The organism is Streptomyces venezuelae ATCC 10712, assembly GCF_008639165.1.
Classification (GTDB): Bacteria; Actinomycetota; Actinomycetes; order Streptomycetales; family Streptomycetaceae; genus Streptomyces; species Streptomyces venezuelae.
In genome coordinates this window covers 3,766,815-3,783,346 of the sequence record NZ_CP029197.1, presented here as the reverse complement: position 1 = coordinate 3,783,346, position 16,532 = coordinate 3,766,815, and the positions used below count along the sequence as shown (strand labels likewise).

Sequence of the window (16,532 nt, the reverse complement as noted above, 5' to 3'; positions counted from 1 at the left end):
CTGATACTGCGCCGGCGTTCTGTGTCCGCGTACCCGACCTGACTGATGCCGGGGCTGCGGGGATCGCGGTTGCTTGACCGGAGACCACCTCACTATCGATGTCCTGCGGTACCCGGGCTCAAGACGCACGCCCGGGCGATCCTGATGGCGCGGTTCCTCCGTTCTTCCTCGGTGTTCAACTACTTACTACGGGTACTGCGTACTGCGTACTGCACTCACGGGTACCGCATCTGCCATGACCGCGGTCCCGCTGCGGCGGCCCCTGATCACTGCGGGCCGCCCGGTCCGGCCGTCAGTCCCGTCGCCGTCCTGCAACATCCCTGGCTTCGAAACTCCACCGCCGCACCGTTCTGCGAACTGCGACTTCCTGTACTGCTGGTACTGCTTGCCCGGCAGTTCGTCTCTGCCGGGCCCTGTTGTCTCTCTGGGCTACGTGAAAAAACATAGCCGTGCCACGACCCAATGTCTACTCCAGCCGACATAGATTTTCGCGTGCCGGGCGGACAGGATCACTGACGTGGCGCCCGTAGGAAACCGCCCGCCGATACGCGAGAGGGCCCGACCGGCGGGTGCCGGTCGGGCCCTCTTGGTTGTTCGGGTGCGTCAGCCGAGCATCGCGGAGGCGTGCTGGAACGGGTCGGCGGCGCGGGTGGGCATGGTGTCCTGGGGGAGGCCGCGGCAGGTGAAGCCGAGTTTGGTCATGGCGCGGAGGACTTCAGCCGCGCTGAAGTCGCGACGGTCCTGGCGGGTGATGACCTCGCCGACCTGCTTGGCGGGGTAGCTGCGGCGGCCGATGATCACGGACGCGCCGACGATCTCCTCGGGCTTGACGCCCTTCATGGAGTCCAGGACGCCGCTCTTGGTGAGGTCGAAGGGGAAGCGGGCGATGACACAGCGCACGATGCCTCACAGGGAGAGGGAGGGGATGATTCCGCCGTGGTGAGGCGGTTCACGCGAGGACGAGGACGAGGGCGGGAGCGGGAGCGCCGGCGGGATCGAGGACGGGATCGAGGACGGGAGCGAGGGCGCCCGGAGTGTCGTCCCGTTCGGTGGCCGAGGTGAGCGGCCCGCCGGCGCCGGAGAGGTCGCGCAGCTGGAGCCGGTCCGTGTAGGTGGGGCTTTCCCGGACGGCGGTGAGCTGGGCCCGGGTGACCAGGCCGGTGCACTGGTCATCGCTGTCGCAGACGAGCAGGTGCGTGGTGTGGGCCCCGGCCATGACGGCCAAGGCCACCTCCACGGTCATGTCGTCGCAGACCAGCGGCCCGGCGGTGGCCATGGCGTCGGCCACCGCCGGGTGCGCGGGGACGGGCGCGGGGGCGCCATGCGTCGGGCGGGGCTGCATCTGGACCAGCGTCACAACGTGCCTCCTGCGGAGATGGGTCGGCTTCCGGATGACGTACGGCTCAAGCCGCCACGTCGCCGGCGGAACGCCGTCCGGCGGCGCGCCTCGCCGCCGGGGCGGGCCCGCGTCGACCGCGGGAGGCCGGGCCGCGTTGGCGCTGCTCGGCCGGCGGCGCGGTGATCGTCACGGGGATGCCGGAAGGGGTCTGGGCGCCCGTGATCCGGCGCAGCGCCTCCTCGCCGGAGCGGACCTGGGTGGTCTCGGGCACGATGCCGGCGGCGGCCATGAGGCGCGTCATGTCGCGGCGCTGGTTGGCGGTGACCAGGGTGACGACGCTGCCGGACTCGCCGGCCCGGGCGGTCCGGCCGCCGCGGTGGAGGTAGTCCTTGTGGTCGGTCGGCGGGTCCACGTTGACGACGAGGTCGAGGTTGTCGACGTGGATGCCGCGCGCGGCGACGTTCGTGGCGACCAGGACGGTGACGTGCCCGGTCTTGAACCGGGCGAGGGTGCGGGTGCGCTGCGGCTGCGACTTCCCGCCGTGCAGGGCGGCGGCCCGGACACCGCAGCGGAGGAGGTCCTCGGTGAGGCGGTCCACGGCGTGCTTGGTGTCCAGGAACATGATCACCCGGCCGTCGCGCGCCGCGATCTCGGTCGTCAGCCGCTGCTTGTCGGCGCCGTGCACGTGCAGGACGTGGTGCTCCATCGTGGTGACCGCGCCCTGTGAGGGGTCGACGGAGTGGACGACGGGGTCGGTGAGGTAGCGGCGGACCAGGAGGTCGACGTTGCGGTCGAGGGTCGCGGAGAACAGCATGCGCTGGCCCTCGGGGCGGACCTGGTTCAGGAGGGCGGTGACCTGGGGCATGAAGCCCATGTCGGCCATCTGGTCGGCCTCGTCGAGGACGGTGATCGCGACCTGGTTCAGCCGGCAGTCACCGCGGTCGATGAGGTCCTTGAGGCGGCCGGGGGTGGCCACGACGACTTCGACGCCGTTGCGCAGGGCGTTCGCCTGCCGGCCGATCGGCATGCCGCCGACGACGGTGGCCAGGCGCAGCTTCACGGCGCGGGCGTAGGGCGTGAGCGCGTCGGTGACCTGCTGGGCGAGTTCCCTGGTGGGTACGAGGACCAGCGCCAGCGGCTGACGGGGTTCGGCGAGCTGTCCGGCGGTGCGGGCCAGCAGGGCGAGGCCGAAGGCGAGGGTCTTGCCGGAGCCGGTCCGGCCGCGGCCCAGGACGTCGCGGCCGGCCAGGGAGTTCGGCAGGGTCGCGCCCTGGATGGGGAAGGGGACGGACACGCCTTCCGCGGTGAGCGTGGCCAGGATGCGCCGGTCGAGGGCCAGGTCGGCGAAGGACTCGACGGCGGGCAGCGCCGGGGTGATCGTCTTCGGCGGGGCGAACTCCCCCTGTACGGCGGCGGGACGCCTGCCGTATCCGCCCGACCGGCTCGGACCGCCCGATCGGCCGGCGGCGGACGAACCGGACCGGCCGCCCCGGCCCGTTCCGGCGGAGGAGCCGTATGAGTGGCCGCCGGTGCGGCGGGTGCGGGAGGAGCGGCCGTTCGTGCGTGTGGGGTTCATGCAGAACCTTCCTTGATACGGCGCGTATCGAGGACCCGGCAGCGGATGAACAGCGCTGGGAATCACAGGCACGGGCCGAATGAAATACGAAAGCAAGCAGCCAGGCTCGGGACAAAGGAATTGTCGGCACAAGCGGGCGAGCGAAAGAAATACGAGAGACGCAGGTGCGCGTGAAGGCCCTGCGAAATGCATGCAGCTGGGGCCCGCACCCCGAAGGATGCGGGCCCCAGCTACGTATTACGCGTCAGCGTCAGGCGGAGACGATGTTCTCGGCCGTCGGGCCCTTCTGGCCCTGCGCGATGTCGAAGGAGACCTTCTGGCCCTCCTGGAGCTCGCGGAAGCCCTGGGCGGCGATGTTGGAGAAGTGGGCGAACACGTCAGGGCCGCCACCGTCCTGCTCGATGAAGCCGAAACCCTTTTCCGCGTTGAACCACTTCACGGTGCCATTAGCCATGTCATATCTCCTTGGGGCATTACGACGGCATCCGTACCTTACGGACGCCGTGTCGCCGCGATGATGCCCTGCCCGGAAATGACCGGAAATACAAAGCGCTTCCGTGCGACACACGGCCGACGGGAGGCGCTTGAAGTTTTTGGGTACCAAAACTGCAACTGAGTTCGACAGTAGCACGTCGCCGCAGTCTGTGTGCGGAGAATATTTCCCCCTGCGTGCCGCCGGTAAAAACTCTCTGTGCGATGACCGTTAAAATCTCAGACCGCGAACACAGGTATTCGCCTCGCGAATGCGCCGTTGGGTCACGCCTGCTGCTTCGCGTCGATCTCGGCGATAAGGCCCTCGATGAGGCCCTTGATCTCGTCGCGGATCGGGCGGACGGCCTCGACGCCCTGTCCGGCCGGGTCCTCCAGGGTCCAGTCGAGGTAGGTCTTGCCGGGGAAGTACGGGCAGGCGTCGCCGCAGCCCATGGTGATGATGTAGTCCGACGCCTGCGCGGCCTCCGTGGTGAGGACCTTCGGCTTCTGGTCGGAGATGTCGATGCCCAGCTCGGCCATGGCCGCGACCGCCGAGGGGTTGATCCGGTCGCCGGGGAGGGAGCCCGCGGAGCGGACCTCGACGCGGTCGCCGGCCAGGTGGCGCAGGAATCCGGCGGCCATCTGGGAGCGGCCGGCGTTGTGGACGCAGACGAAGAGCACGGAGGCGAGTGGAGCGGTCATCGGTTCTTCCTTAAAGGGGCAGTACGGGGAGCGGCCGGTGTCGTCCGCCTCGCCGCCGAGCGAGGTCAGCCCAGGCTGGTATCAGTCCAGGGTGATGTGACAGTATCAGTCCATGATGACGTCAGTCGATACTGATCTGATCCGGGTGCTGGGTGATCCCCTGCGCCTCCAGATCGTGACCCTGCTCGCCCGCGAGACGCTGTGCACCACCCACCTCGTCGAGGAGACCGGTGCGAAGCAGACCAACCTCTCCAACCACCTGAGAGTCCTGCGCGAGGCCGGGGTCGTGGAGACGGAACCCTGCGGCCGGTTCACCTACTACCGGCTCAAGCCCGACGTCATCGAAGCCCTGGCCGGCCGGTTCGCCGACCTGGCCGCAGCCGCACGCGCCCACGCCGACACCAAGAGAGCCTGCCCGTAGCCTCTCGTCTCACCTGCCCGAGGAGACCCCGCCCGTGACCGCCACCGAGCCCGCCGCGAGCGACGCCATGGCCGCCGACGCGCCGCCGCAGCCCGCGCCCGGCGCCACCCCGCCCCGTACCCCGCTCGTCGCCCGAGCCGCCGCCGAGCTCGTGGGCACCGCCGCGCTGGTGGCGATCGTGGTCGGCTCCGGCATCCAGGCCACCGGGCTCACCGAGGACGTGGGCCTGCAGTTGCTGGCGAACTCCACCGCCACCGTCTTCGGCCTCGGCGTCCTGATCGCCCTCCTCGGCCCGGTCTCCGGCGCGCACTTCAACCCGGCCGTCACCCTCGCCGAGTGGTGGACCGCCCGCCGCGGCGGCGCGGGGGTCGACGCCCGCGAGCTCGCCGTCTACGTCCCCTCCCAGGTCGCCGGCGCGATAGCGGGCGCGATCCTGGCGGACGCGATGTTCGGCGAGCCGCTGGTGAAGTGGTCCACCCACGACCGCTCGGCCGGCAACCTGCTCCTCGGCGAGGTCGTCGCGACCGCCGGCCTGATCCTGCTGATCTTCGGCCTGGCCCGTACCGACCGGCTCCGCTTCGCGCCCGTCGCGGTCGCCTCGTACATCGGCGCCGCGTACTGGTTCACCTCGTCGACGTCCTTCGCGAACCCGGCGGTGACGATCGGTCGTGCGTTCACCGACACCTTCGCGGGCATCGCTCCCGGCTCCGTGCCGGGGTTCATCGGCATGCAGCTGATCGGCGCGGTCGTGGGCCTCGCCCTGGTCGCGGTCATCTTCCCGCGCGGGAAGGCGAACGCCGGGTGACCCAGGCCGTGGACGTGGTGGTGATCGGCGGCGGCCAGTCCGGGCTCGCCGCCGGCTACCACCTGCGCCGCCTCGGGCTGGACTTCGTGGTCCTCGACGCCGGTGCGGCCCCCGGCGGGGCCTGGCGGCACACCTGGGACTCCCTTCACTTGTTCTCCCCGGCCGCGTACTCCTCGCTGCCGGGCCGGCTCATGCCGCCGCAGCCGGGGGAGACGTACCCGGACGCGGCGCACGTCGTCGCGTACCTCACCGAGTACGAGCAGCGGTACGAACTCCCCGCCGTGCGGCCCGTACGCGTCACCGGCGTCCACCGCGACGGCGAACTCCTGCGCGTGGAGACCGACTCCGGTACGTGGCGGGCACGGGCCGTCGTCAGCGCCACCGGCACCTGGTCACGCCCCTTCGTCCCCGCGATCCCCGGCCGTGCGGACTTCCGGGGCGCCCAGCTCCACACCGTCGCGTACGAGAACCCGGCAGCGTTCGCCGGACAGCAGGTGATCGTCGTCGGGGGCGGCAACTCCGGCGCCCAGATCCCCGCCGACCTCGCCCACGCCGCCCACCTGACCTGGGTCACCCTGCGCGAACCCCGCTATCTGGCCGACGACATCGACGGCCGCGCCCTCTTCGACCACGCCACCGCGCGCCGCCGCGCCCTCGACGAGGGCCGCACCGACACCGGAGGCGTGGCCTCCCTCGGCGACATCGTGGCCGTACCGCCCGTACGCGCCGCCCGCGACGCCGGCCTGCTCAAGGCCCAGCCGATGTTCGACCGGATGACCGCGGCCGGCGTCGCGTGGGTGGACGGGACCACGGCGGAGGCGGACGCGGTCATCTGGTGCACGGGCTTCCGCCCCGCCCTCTCCCACCTCGCCCCGCTCGGCCTGCGCGGCGCACGCGGCCGCATCCCCACGACCGGCACCCAGGCCGTGGACGAGCCCCGCCTCCACCTGCTCGGCTACGGCGACTGGACCGGCCCCGCCTCGGCCACCCTCATCGGCGTCGGCCGCCCGGCGCGAGAAGCCGCCCGGGCGATCGCCTCCCTCCTGGCAGGCGGCTCGAGCTAGGGCGCACCCTGCGCCCGACGGTCAGTCGATGTGGGGGCTGCGGCGCTCGACGAGGACGGTGTCGCGCCAGCGGCCGTTGTGGCGGCCGATGCGCTCGCGGGTGCCGATGACCCGGAAGCCGGCCCGCTCATGGACGGCGAGGCTGGCGGCGTTCTCGGGGAAGATCCCGGACTGGATCGTCCAGATCCCGGCCGCCTCGGTGGATTCGACGAGCGCCTTGAGGAGGGCGGAGGCGACGCCCCGCCCCCGCGCGTCGGGGTGCACGTAGACGGAGTGCTCGACGACGCCCGCGTACGCGCACCGGTCGGAGACCTTGGTCGCGGCGACCCACCCCAGGACCCGGCCGGTCTCGTCGACGGAGGCGAAGCGGTGCTCGGGCAGCTTGGCGGCGTCGAACTGCTCCCAGGTGGGGGCGGTGGTCTCGAAGGTGGCGTTGCCCTCGTCGATCCCGGCCTGGTAGATCGCGACGACCTGCGCCGCGTGTGCGGGCGTGAGCGGTACGACGGTCGCGGTGGACGCCGTCACGCGGCGGCCGCCTTGGTGAGGAGCGCGCCCATCGCCGCGAGGACGGCCGGCTCGACGCGGTAGTACACCCAGGTTCCGCGCCGCTCGGAGGAGAGCAGCCCGGCTTCCTTCAGCTTCTTCAGGTGGTGGGAGACGGTCGGCTGGGAGACGCCGACGTCGGAGATGTCGCAGACGCACGCCTCGCCGCCCTCGTGGGAGGCGACCGCGGAGAAGAGCCGCAGGCGGACCGGATCGCCGAGGGCCTTGAACATCCTGGCGGTGCGCTCGGCCTCCTCGGAGGTCAGCGGGCGCTCGTTCAGCGGCGGGCAGCAGGCGGCGGCCTCGGGCTGGATCAGCGGCAACACGGGGGCATTCGACATGCGTCTATGTTGACACATGTCGAACCAGTCGCCCAGGGGTGTTCCGGTCGCCCCGGACGCTCTGAACTCTCGAATTTCGATGAATGTCTATGTTGACGCTCGTCGATGCAAGTGCCATCCTGGCCGCACAAGACATCGACAGGTGTCGAAGCAAAGAGGGGAACCGTCGTGAACGCCATCGCCACCGACCAGCTGCCCGTCCTCGTGATCGGTGCCGGGCCCGCGGGTCTGGCCGCCGCCGCCCACCTCGTCGACCGTGGCCTCGAACCGCTGGTCCTGGAGGCCGGTCCGGCCGCCGGCGCGGCGGTGCGCGAGTGGGCGCACGTCCGGCTGTTCTCCACCTGGGGCGAGGTCACCGACCCGGCGGCGGAGAAGCTCCTCGCGCCGACCGGCTGGGTGAAGCCCGACGCGAAGACGTACCCGACGGGCGGCGACTGGGCGGCCGACTACCTCCAGCCGCTCGCCGCCGTCCTCGGCGACAAGGTCCGCCTGGGCGCCACGGTCACCGGCGTCTCGCGGGCCGGCCGGGACCGGATCGTCGACGCCGACCGCGAGACCCAGCCGTTCGTCGTCCACGTCACCCACGCCGACGGCCGCGAGGAGCGGATCTTCGCCCGCGCGGTCATCGACGCCTCGGGTACGTGGACCCTCCCGAGCCCGGCCGGAGCCTCGGGCCTCCCGGCCCTCGGCGAGAAGGCCGCCGCGGACCGCGTCTCGTACCGCGTCCCCGACCTCAAGGACCCGGCCGTCCGCGCCCGTTACGCGGGCAAGCGCGTTGCCGTCATCGGCTCCGGCGCCTCTGCCTTCACCGCCCTCGCCTCGTTCGCGGACCTGGCTCGGGAGGAAGAAGGCACGAAGGCGGTGTGGATCCTGCGCCGCGGCATCTCCGGCTCGACCTTCGGCGGTGGCACGGCCGACCAGCTCCCGGCACGTGGCGCGCTGGGTCTCGCCGCCAAGGCCGCCGTGGACGAGGGTCACGCGGACGCCGTGACCGGCTTCCGTACGGAGGCGATCGAGCGCGACGGCGAGCGGCTCGTGCTCGTGGCCGAGGACGGCCGCCGTCTCGACCCGGTCGACGAGGTCATCGTCCTCACCGGCTTCCGCCCCGACCTGTCCTTCCTCTCCGAGCTCCGCCTCGGCCTGGACGAGCGCCTCCAGGCCCCCGTCGAACTCGCCCCGCTCATCGACCCCAACCAGCACTCCTGCGGCACCGTCTACCCGCACGGCGTGAAGGAGCTGTCCCACCCGGAGCAGGGCGTCTACCTGGTCGGCATGAAGTCGTACGGCCGCGCCCCCACCTTCCTCGCCCTCAGCGGCTACGAGCAGGTCCGCTCCGTCGTCGCCGCCATCGCCGGCGACCACGAGTCGGCCGAACGCGTCGAACTCGTCCTCCCGGAGACCGGCGTCTGCGGCGGCGCCGGCCTCTTCGACCAGCCGGACGCCGACCAGCAGGACACCGCCCAGGGCGCCGACGGCGGAGGCTGCTGCGCCCCCGCCGCTCCCGCGCTGGTCCAGCTCGGCAGCACCAACGCCGCGCCCTCCTGCGGCTGATGCCCGGTCTGACCACCCGCTCGGACGGGGCGGCGACCGGAACGGGCGTCCGGTCGCGGCCCCGCGCCGTGCTGCCCGCGCTGTGCGTCACCCAGATCGCCGGCTGGGGCATCGTCTACTACGCCTTCCCCGTCCTCCTGTCCCGGATCACCGCGGACACCGGCTGGTCGGCGGGCACGGTCACGGGCGCCTTCTCCCTGGCCCTTCTCGTCTCGGCGGCGGCGAGCGTGCCGATCGGCCGAGTCCTGGACCGGCGCGGCCCGCACCTCGTCATGACAGCGGGTTCCGTCCTCGCCGCCGTGGCCCTGCCGGCCGTGGCAGCCGCCCCCAACCTCGCGGCGTTCTACGCGGCTTGGGCCCTGGCGGGCATCGCCATGGCCGCCACCTTCTACCAGCCCGCCTTCGCAGCCCTCACCCGCTGGTGGGGACCCGACCGGGTCCGCGCCCTCACGATCGTGACCCTCGCCGGCGGCCTCGCCTCCACCGCCTTCGCCCCGCTCACCGCCGCCCTCGCCGAGCGTCTGGACTGGCGCGCCACCTACCTGGTCCTGGCCGCCGTCCTCGCCGCGATCACGATCCCCGCCCACGCGCTCGCCCTCCGGGCCCCCTGGCCGCCCGCAACGCCGGGCCAGGAATCCGCGCGGCCCGCCGGAGCGGACGGAACCGCCCGCACCCGCCCCTTCGTCCTGCTCGCCACCGCGTTCACCCTCTCCGGCTTCGCCATGTACGCCGTCGTCATCGGCCTCGTACCGCTCCTCGAAGAACGCGGCGCGAGCCCGACCGCCGCAGCCTGGGCGCTCGGCCTCGGCGGCGCCGGCCAGACGCTCGGCCGCACTCTCTACGCCTCCCTCGCCGCCCGCACCACGGTCACCACCCGCACCGCCGTCCTGATCGCCCTCGGCGGCGCCACCACCGCGGCCCTCGCCCTGGTCCCCGGCCCGATCGCGCTCCTCGCTCTGCTCTCCGTCCTCGCCGGAGTCGTACGGGGCAACCTCACCCTCCTCCACGCGACCGCCGTCACCGACCGCTGGGGCGCCACCCACTACGGCCGCCTCTCCGCCCTCCTCGCGGCCCCGGCCACCCTCGCGGCCGCCCTCGCCCCGTGGGCCGGAGCCGCCCTGGCCGGAGCGCTGGGCGGCTACAGCGGACTGTTCGCCGCACTCGCCGGCAGTTCCGCCGTGGCCGCCGTCCTGGCGACGAGAACAGGCCTGCGCGACGCTCCGGCGGCCTGAGGGGCCGAGCCGGGGCGTCGCGGCGGCGCGATGTTCAGGGCTTGGTGAGGTTCGACGGCACCTGGCAACTCCCGCCACTGGTCCCTCGCACCTAGGGGGCAGGAGCGGTCGCAAACCGATGCCCGGCCGTGCGGACCGATCGACACGATCCACGGTTTCCTGAATTCAGGATTCTGTGTACTATCGGCGTGTGCTCACTGTTGCCTCCGACATCGACGTGCTCGCCCGGTTCGGCCGTGCCCTCGCCGACCCGATCCGCTGCCGCATCCTGCTCGCCCTCTGCGATGCCCCCGCCTACCCGGCCGACCTCGCCGACGCGATCGGCGTCTCCCGGACCCGGCTGTCGAACCACCTCGCCTGCCTGCGCGACTGCGGCCTGGTCGTCACCGTCCCCGACGGCCGCCGCACCCGGTACGAGCTCGCCGACGAGCGGCTCGGCCACGCGCTGGACGACCTGCGCACCGCTGTCGTGGCCGTGGAGACCGACCGCACCTGCCCGGACGCCGACGAGAAGGGCTGCTGCTGACCATGACCGCCGCGATGTCGATAACCCTCGGCCCCTCCCCGGCCCGCCGCGACGTGCTCACCCGCCGGATACGCCTGCTGGTCGCCGCGACGATCACCTACAACGTCATCGAGGCGATCGTCGCCCTCACGGCCGGCACCCTCGCCTCCTCCACCGCCCTGATCGGCTTCGGCCTCGACTCCGTCATCGAGGTCTCCTCCGCCGCCGCGGTCGCCTGGCAGTTCTCCGCCCGCGACCACGCCGTCCGCGAAGCCCGCGAACAGCGCACGCTGCGGATCATCGCCGTCTCCTTCTTCGCGCTCGCCGCGTACGTCACCGTCGACGCCGTCCGCGCGCTCACCGGCACCGGGGAAGCCGAACGCTCCGTCCCCGGCATCGTCATCGCCGCCCTCTCCCTCGCCGTCATGCCGTTCCTGTCGGCCGCCCAGCGTCGTGCCGGCCGTGAACTCGGCTCCGCCTCCGCGGTCGCCGACTCCAAGCAGACCCTCCTGTGCACCTACCTGTCCGCCGTGCTCCTGCTCGGCCTCGTCCTCAACGCCACGCTCGGCTGGTCCTGGGCCGACCCCATCGCCGCCCTGCTCATCGCCGCCATCGCCGTCAAGGAAGGCCGCGACGCCTGGAGGGGCGAGGGCTGCTGCGCATGTGAAGTGCCGGGCAAGACGGGGGCCTGAGCGGATCCCACCCCCTCGCCTCGGCGGTTCCGTGGTGCCGTCCCCCTATCGGGGGAATCCCTCGCGGCCGTTCACCCGTGAGAGTGGTCGCCGCGCCGTTCCAAGATCGCTGTCTGGAACGTTGGTCCGGAACGCCGCGCCATCGCGGCAACGGATGCGAGCAACAGGGAGAACCGTGTACGAGTGGCTGCGGGAAACGCTGGTGGACCGGCTCAGGCTGCCGGAGGACGCCGTGACTGCTCAGGCGACGGCGGACGCGGCAGGACTCGACTCCCTGGCCGTGACCGAACTGAGCATGATCGTCCAGGAGGAGTGGGGCGTCGCTGTCGACGAGGACGAGCTCGCCGCGTGTGCCACGGTCGGCGAGGTGGCGACGCTGCTCGAGCAGCGCTGCCAGCAGCCCGCAGCGCGGTGACGGCCGCACGGAACGCCGGGGGACCGGCGGCGGTGCTGTGCGGCCTGGGCGCATGGCAGCCGGCCACCGTGGTGTCCAACGACGAGATCGCGGAGCGGCTGGGGCTGACGGACGACTGGATCCGCCAGCGCACGGGGGTACTCAGCAGGCGCCGGGTGGCGCCGGGGGAGGCGACCATCGACCTCGCCGTGGAGGCGGGGGCGCGGGCCCTGAAGTCACAGGGGCACGGGCAGGTGGACGCCGTTCTGCTGGCGACGGCGACGCCTGACCGGTTGATCCCGTCGTGCGCACCCGAGATCGCCTCCCGCCTCGGGCTGTCGGGTGTCGTCGCGTTCGATCTCTCCGCGGCGTGTTCCGGGTTCGTGTTCGCCCTGTCGGTGGCCGCGGGTTACATCGCCGCCGGAACCGCGGAACGGGTTCTGGTGATCGGGGCGGAGACGATGTCCGCCGTCGTCGACCCTGACGACCGGACCACCGCCGCGATCTTCGGTGACGGTGCGGGCGCGGTCGTGGTGCGGGCGGGGCATGCCGACGAGCCCGGGGCCCTCGGGCCGTTCGTGCTGGGCAGCGACGGAACCGGTGCGGGTCTGCTGGGTACGGAGCTGGGCGGTTCTCGTACGCAGTACGGCTACACGGCCGAGGAACCGCGTCCCTACCTGCGCATGGAAGGGCGGCAGGTGTTCCGGCACGCGGTCGAGCGCATGGCGGGGGCGATCCGCGAGGCCACCGACAGGGGCGGCTGGAGCCTGCCTCTCGTCGACCGCGTGGCGATCCACCAGGCGAACGCACGCATCGCCCAGGCACTGTCGACCAGCCTCGGTGTGCCGGGGGACCGCTGGCTGTCGAACATCGAGCACGTCGCCAACACGTCCGCGGCGTCCGTTCCGCTGCTCCTCGACCACTCGGTCCGGGACGGTTCCCTCGCGGCGGGGCAGCGCCTGGTGATCGCGGCGTTCGGCGCCGGCCTGACCTGGGGGGCCACCACCGTCGTATGGCCCGAGCTGACGACGGGTGAATGAGGTGGAGGAGAGGGCGGACATGACGCGTGCGGCCGTTCCTGCCGTCCCGTATCCGGCGCTCGACGAGACGATCCGCGGGATGGAGGAGTCCGCCCACTACCTCCACATCGGCGCGGTCATGGAGATGGAGGGCGCGCCGCCGCGGATCGACGCGGTCCTCGACCACGTACAGCGGCGGCTTCCCTTGCTGCCGCCGCTGGTGGGCTGCCGCGATCACCTCGCCTCCCACGTACGTGAACTCGCCGTGCCGGGCTGCGGCTCCGGCGACTGGGCACGGGCTTATGACGCGTTGGTCAACAGCCCGGCGCCCGCGTGCGCGCAACGCCCCTGGGCGGTGTGGCTGGTTCCCGGTGAGGGCGGGGACGGGTATCTCCTGTGCTACCGCTCCCACCACGCCCTCCACGACGGGGTCAGCCAGATGCGGCTGATGCGCCTGCTGTTCGCGCGCACCGAACCCACCGCGCCCCCGTCGGCGCCGGAACGCCACAAGGAAACCCCCGCTCTCGGCGTGCGCGTCAGCGGACGCCTGCGCACGGCGGCGGCCTCCACCCGTCTGCTGGTGCGGGCACCACGGCTTCCTCTGCTGCCCGGCGTGCCCGACAACCGGCGTGTGCTCACTTCGGCGGTCGTGCCCGTCACCCGGCTCCGTGCGGCTGCGCGATCGCTGGAATGCTCGGTCCTGGACGTGCACATCGCCGCCCTGTCCCGGGTCGCCGAGGAGGCCGACCCCACGGGCTGGACGGCGGAGGGCCGGCGGACCCGTGGCATCGTCCTGCCCGTGTCCCTGGACGCGGGCGGCGTGACCCCGTACGCCGGAAACCGTTTCGCCCTGGCCTTGGTCGACCTCCCGTGGGAGCAGCGCGACCTCGGTGAACGCGCCAGGACCCTCGCCGGCCGCACCAAGTGGCTTCGGGATCCCGGGGCCCGCTGGGCCATGGGGAAGGCGATGGGACGGCTCGGCGTCGCCGAGGTCGGGGCGCTCTCCGGGCGGGTGTTCGCACGGGCCGGCATGCAGACCACCGTTCTGGGCTTCACCGCGGACATCGGCTTCGCCGGCCACCGGGCCCGACGTTTCATCAATCTGAACTGCCTTCCGGCCCCGTTCCCGTACCAGCCGGCGCTCACGCTCTGGCGTGACGAGGCAGTCTGTTCCATCACGGCGGACACCGCGCTGCCCGCCGCCGAGAAGCTGGCCGACCTGTGGCTCCGGGCCATCGACGTCCTGGCCCCGCCCGTACCCTCCCCCACCACGTGATGCACCGACCGCCGCACCTCTGTTACCGCACCGCGCGCGCCGCCATGCGGTTGATCACCCGCACCCACTGCCGTACGACGGTCACGGGCGTCGAGCACATCCCGGTCTCCGGCCCCGTCATCCTGGCCGGCAACCATCTCGCCGCCTGCGACACGTACTTCCTCTACGCCACCGTTCCTCGCGGCGTCGCCATCCTCGGCAAGGAGGAGTACTTCACACGCCCCGGCGCCAGAGGGCGACTGATGGCGCACTACTACCGCCGTCTCGGCATTCTGCCGGTCGACCGGTACGGCGGGCCGGCGGCCGCACGCGGCGTCCTGGACACGGGCCGCGGGGTCCTGGAGAGCGGCGGCCTCCTCGCGCTCTACCCCGAGGGCACCCGCTCCCCGGACGGCAGGCTCTACCGAGGCCGTCCAGGGGCTGCGGCCCTCGCCCTCATCAGCGGCGCCCCCCTCATCCCCTTCGGCATCAGCGGCACCGAACGGGTGCAGCCCATCGGCAGCGCGGGGCTGCGATCCCACCCGGTCCGGGTCCGCTTCGGCCCACCACTCGCCGTCGAAGCCGGTGAGCGCCGCGCCGACGGTTTCCCGACCACCGCGGCCCTGCGGGAGACCACGCTCCACCTCATGCACCGCATCGCCGAACTGTCCGGGCAGGAGTTCGTCGACCTGCCGGCCCCCCGCAAGGCGTCCCCGGCCTGGCGCTCACCCCACGAGCAAGGCTGACTCGGCCCGTTCGCCGACCTCGGTCCCCGCCCACGACAGCACGCGCCATCCGGTCGCCGGCGTGCCCTCCACCACGACGACGCCCGTGTTGGGCACCTCGTTCTCCAGGGCGTACCCGATGCAGATGTTGTCGGTGCGCGCGGCGGTCCAGATCCGGATCGCCGTGCCGTGGGTCACCAGCGCGGCGACGCGGGCCCCGCAGTCCGCCGCCTCGGCCATCACCGCGTCGAAGCGGCCGAGGAATTCCCTCCCGTCGGACGCCCCCGGCATCGGAACCTCGGGACGCCCGCACGCCCAGGCCGAGGCGACCGCCGCGTACCTGCTGACGTCGTCCCCGGCCGTGCTCAGCTCCCAGACACCCGCCTCCAGCTCCCGGAGGCCGTCCCGCACGGCCGGCCGCAGCCCGAGCGCCGAGGACAACGGCTCCGCGGTCTGACGGGTCCGGGTGAGCGGCGAGACGAACACGGCCCCGATCGGCTCCTCCCGCAGAACGTCCACCAGCGCGCCGGCCTGCCGGTGCCCGACCTCCGTCAAGGGCGACCCGGGGGCCGCCGTATCGAGGGCGCCCCCCAGGTTCGCGGCCGTCTGGCCGTGACGGATCAGCAACAGGCGCATCTGCACTCCCAGGGCAATCGACCATCATCAGGTCGCTCACCCCGTCAACGGCACCGACGACACCGAACGTGGCGCCCCGCAGGGGGAATTCACCCGGAAAGACCGGGCGGCACGAAGCCCATGTCCCGCCGGGTCCTCCTCCCGGGTCCTTCAGCCGCTTCCCCTGCGCGCGAAAGTGCGATCAACGTACAATTCGGCGGCTCGACAGCCCCTGGGTTGGCGGCCGAGGAGGACACGGGGGCGTGATGGAGCTGCGGGACATCGAGATCTTTCTGGTTCTGGCCGAGGAGCTGCACTTCGGCCGGACGGCCCAGCGGCTCCTGGTCTCCCAGGCGCGGGTCAGCCAGGCCATCAGGAAGCAGGAACGGCGCATCGGCGCCGCGCTGTTCGAGCGCACCAGCCGCACCGTGCGGCTCACCGGCGTCGGACGCCAACTGCGCGACGACCTGCAGCCGGTCTACGCGGGCCTGCACGAGTCCCTGGAACGCGCCCGGTCGGCCGCCCGCGGTGTCACCGGCAGGCTCCGCGTCGGCATGATGCCGTTCAACGTCGTCGACCTGCACCCCTACTGGAGGGCCTTCCGCGCGCGGCTTCCACGGTGGGAGCTGGAGGTCCGCCAGCTGGATTACGTCGATCCGTTCGGCCGGCTCCGTGCCGGTGACGTGGACGTGCTCGTCACCTGGCTGCCCGTGGAGGAGCCGGACCTCACCGTCGGCCCGGTCCTGTGCACCAACCCCCGCATCCTCGCCGTGGCCGCCGACCACGAGCTCGCCGGGCGAACGTCCGCGCGGCTGGAGATGTTCGCCGACTTCCGGCACGCCGTCGCCCCCGGCATGCCGGAGTACTGGGAGGACAGCTACCTGCCCTTCCAGACCTTCGAGGGCCGGCGGATCGAGCGCGGGCGCCCCGTGACCAACGCGGAGGAACTGATCAATCAGGTCGGCATGGGCGAGATCATCCACAGCTTTCCCAGCCATGTCGCCCGGCACTGGGGCATGCCGAACATCCGTTGGATACCCGTGACGGACCTGGCGCCGTTGTCCTTCGCTCTGGTCTGGCGTACCGAGGCGGAGTGCGAGCCGATCACGGTCCTCGCCGACACGGTCCGCGACCTCGGCGCCCTGCGGTTCTGACGCCTATCAGCTCCTGTACGCCGATAACCGTCGAGTTATCGATCAACGCACGAAACCGGCGTTGATCCGGACCTGGCATCAGACGAGGGTTGAGGCACCCGGGCGGGCTGGAGGAACCGGCATGAGGC

The 16,532-nt window shown here is 72.3% G+C and carries 20 protein-coding genes; 12 read left to right on the top strand and 8 right to left on the bottom strand.

Going from position 1 to position 16,532, the window contains the following annotated elements:
- Positions 1-603 precede the first annotated feature (603 nt).
- The 5 genes from DEJ43_RS17270 to DEJ43_RS17250 form a co-directional block, all read right to left on the bottom strand.
- Positions 604-900: an SCO5918 family protein gene (locus tag DEJ43_RS17270; RefSeq protein ID WP_015034668.1), complete on the bottom strand. Its 297-nt coding sequence runs from the start codon at positions 898-900 to the stop codon at positions 604-606.
- A 49-nt stretch (positions 901-949) separates the two neighbouring features.
- Entirely contained in the window at positions 950-1,357 is a 408-nt protein-coding gene (locus DEJ43_RS38130; RefSeq protein WP_015034667.1) for a CBS domain-containing protein, read from the bottom strand.
- A 46-nt stretch (positions 1,358-1,403) separates the two neighbouring features.
- The gene (locus tag DEJ43_RS17260; protein WP_015034666.1) at positions 1,404-2,915 is read right to left on the bottom strand and encodes a DEAD/DEAH box helicase; all 1,512 of its coding nucleotides are present in this window, start codon (positions 2,913-2,915) and stop codon (positions 1,404-1,406) included.
- A 250-nt stretch (positions 2,916-3,165) separates the two neighbouring features.
- Positions 3,166-3,369, bottom strand: a complete 204-nt coding sequence (locus DEJ43_RS17255; protein ID WP_015034665.1) for a cold-shock protein — start codon at positions 3,367-3,369, stop codon at positions 3,166-3,168.
- Positions 3,370-3,671: 302 nt separating this feature from the next.
- A complete protein-coding gene (locus tag DEJ43_RS17250; protein ID WP_015034664.1) occupies positions 3,672-4,088 on the bottom strand; it encodes an arsenate reductase ArsC in 417 nt (138 codons plus the stop codon).
- 112 nt (positions 4,089-4,200) lie between these two features.
- Between DEJ43_RS17250 and DEJ43_RS17245 the strand changes: the two genes are divergently transcribed.
- The 3 genes from DEJ43_RS17245 to DEJ43_RS17235 are packed head-to-tail and all read left to right on the top strand — an operon-like array spanning position 4,201 to position 6,378.
- Positions 4,201-4,509 carry an ArsR/SmtB family transcription factor gene (locus DEJ43_RS17245; protein WP_015034663.1) on the top strand — a complete coding sequence of 103 codons (309 nt, stop codon included), beginning with the start codon at positions 4,201-4,203 and terminating at the stop codon, positions 4,507-4,509.
- Positions 4,510-4,543: 34 nt separating this feature from the next.
- On the top strand, positions 4,544-5,314 hold the full coding sequence (locus DEJ43_RS17240; protein ID WP_015034662.1) for an aquaporin: 771 nt from the start codon (positions 4,544-4,546) through the stop codon (positions 5,312-5,314).
- Positions 5,311-6,378 carry an ArsO family NAD(P)H-dependent flavin-containing monooxygenase gene (locus DEJ43_RS17235; protein ID WP_015034661.1) on the top strand — a complete coding sequence of 356 codons (1,068 nt, stop codon included), beginning with the start codon at positions 5,311-5,313 and terminating at the stop codon, positions 6,376-6,378. Before DEJ43_RS17240 ends, DEJ43_RS17235 begins: the two co-directional genes overlap by 4 nt.
- Positions 6,379-6,399: 21 nt before the next feature.
- Here the strand turns inward: DEJ43_RS17235 and DEJ43_RS17230 are convergent, their stop codons facing one another.
- On the bottom strand, positions 6,400-6,903 hold the full coding sequence (locus tag DEJ43_RS17230) for a GNAT family N-acetyltransferase (protein ID WP_015034660.1): 504 nt from the start codon (positions 6,901-6,903) through the stop codon (positions 6,400-6,402).
- On the bottom strand, positions 6,900-7,262 hold the full coding sequence (locus DEJ43_RS17225) for an ArsR/SmtB family transcription factor (RefSeq protein WP_041662582.1): 363 nt from the start codon (positions 7,260-7,262) through the stop codon (positions 6,900-6,902). Before DEJ43_RS17225 ends, DEJ43_RS17230 begins: the two co-directional genes overlap by 4 nt.
- Before the next feature lie 168 nt (positions 7,263-7,430).
- On the opposite strand from DEJ43_RS17225, the gene DEJ43_RS17220 reads away from it, so the two are divergent.
- From DEJ43_RS17220 to DEJ43_RS17185, 8 genes are all read left to right on the top strand, one after another.
- A complete protein-coding gene (locus tag DEJ43_RS17220; protein WP_015034658.1) occupies positions 7,431-8,813 on the top strand; it encodes an NAD(P)-binding domain-containing protein in 1,383 nt (460 codons plus the stop codon).
- Positions 8,813-10,045 (top strand): MFS transporter, encoded by a 1,233-nt coding sequence (locus tag DEJ43_RS17215; RefSeq protein ID WP_015034657.1) that lies wholly within the window; start codon positions 8,813-8,815, stop codon positions 10,043-10,045. The genes DEJ43_RS17220 and DEJ43_RS17215 overlap by 1 nt, the downstream gene beginning before the upstream one ends.
- Positions 10,046-10,235: 190 nt before the next feature.
- Complete coding sequence (locus DEJ43_RS17210) at positions 10,236-10,571, top strand: ArsR/SmtB family transcription factor (protein WP_041662580.1); 336 nt, start codon at positions 10,236-10,238, stop codon at positions 10,569-10,571.
- 2 nt (positions 10,572-10,573) lie between these two features.
- On the top strand, positions 10,574-11,242 hold the full coding sequence (locus DEJ43_RS17205; protein ID WP_015034655.1) for a cation efflux transmembrane domain-containing protein: 669 nt from the start codon (positions 10,574-10,576) through the stop codon (positions 11,240-11,242).
- A gap of 175 nt (positions 11,243-11,417) precedes the next feature.
- On the top strand, positions 11,418-11,657 hold the full coding sequence (locus tag DEJ43_RS17200) for an acyl carrier protein (protein WP_041662578.1): 240 nt from the start codon (positions 11,418-11,420) through the stop codon (positions 11,655-11,657).
- Positions 11,654-12,676 (top strand): beta-ketoacyl-ACP synthase III, encoded by a 1,023-nt coding sequence (locus DEJ43_RS17195; protein ID WP_015034653.1) that lies wholly within the window; start codon positions 11,654-11,656, stop codon positions 12,674-12,676. The genes DEJ43_RS17200 and DEJ43_RS17195 overlap by 4 nt, the downstream gene beginning before the upstream one ends.
- 19 nt (positions 12,677-12,695) lie before the next feature.
- Positions 12,696-13,931, top strand: coding sequence for a wax ester/triacylglycerol synthase domain-containing protein (locus tag DEJ43_RS17190; protein ID WP_015034652.1), 1,236 nt, complete (start codon positions 12,696-12,698; stop codon positions 13,929-13,931).
- Complete coding sequence (locus DEJ43_RS17185) at positions 13,931-14,656, top strand: lysophospholipid acyltransferase family protein (RefSeq protein ID WP_015034651.1); 726 nt, start codon at positions 13,931-13,933, stop codon at positions 14,654-14,656. Before DEJ43_RS17190 ends, DEJ43_RS17185 begins: the two co-directional genes overlap by 1 nt.
- Here the strand turns inward: DEJ43_RS17185 and DEJ43_RS17180 are convergent.
- Positions 14,636-15,271, bottom strand: a complete 636-nt coding sequence (locus DEJ43_RS17180) for a histidine phosphatase family protein (RefSeq protein ID WP_015034650.1) — start codon at positions 15,269-15,271, stop codon at positions 14,636-14,638. The genes DEJ43_RS17185 and DEJ43_RS17180 overlap by 21 nt on opposite strands.
- Positions 15,272-15,516: 245 nt before the next feature.
- On the opposite strand from DEJ43_RS17180, the gene DEJ43_RS17175 reads away from it, so the two are divergent.
- The gene (locus DEJ43_RS17175; RefSeq protein ID WP_015034649.1) at positions 15,517-16,404 is read left to right on the top strand and encodes a LysR family transcriptional regulator; all 888 of its coding nucleotides are present in this window, start codon (positions 15,517-15,519) and stop codon (positions 16,402-16,404) included.
- Positions 16,405-16,532 lie beyond the last annotated feature (128 nt).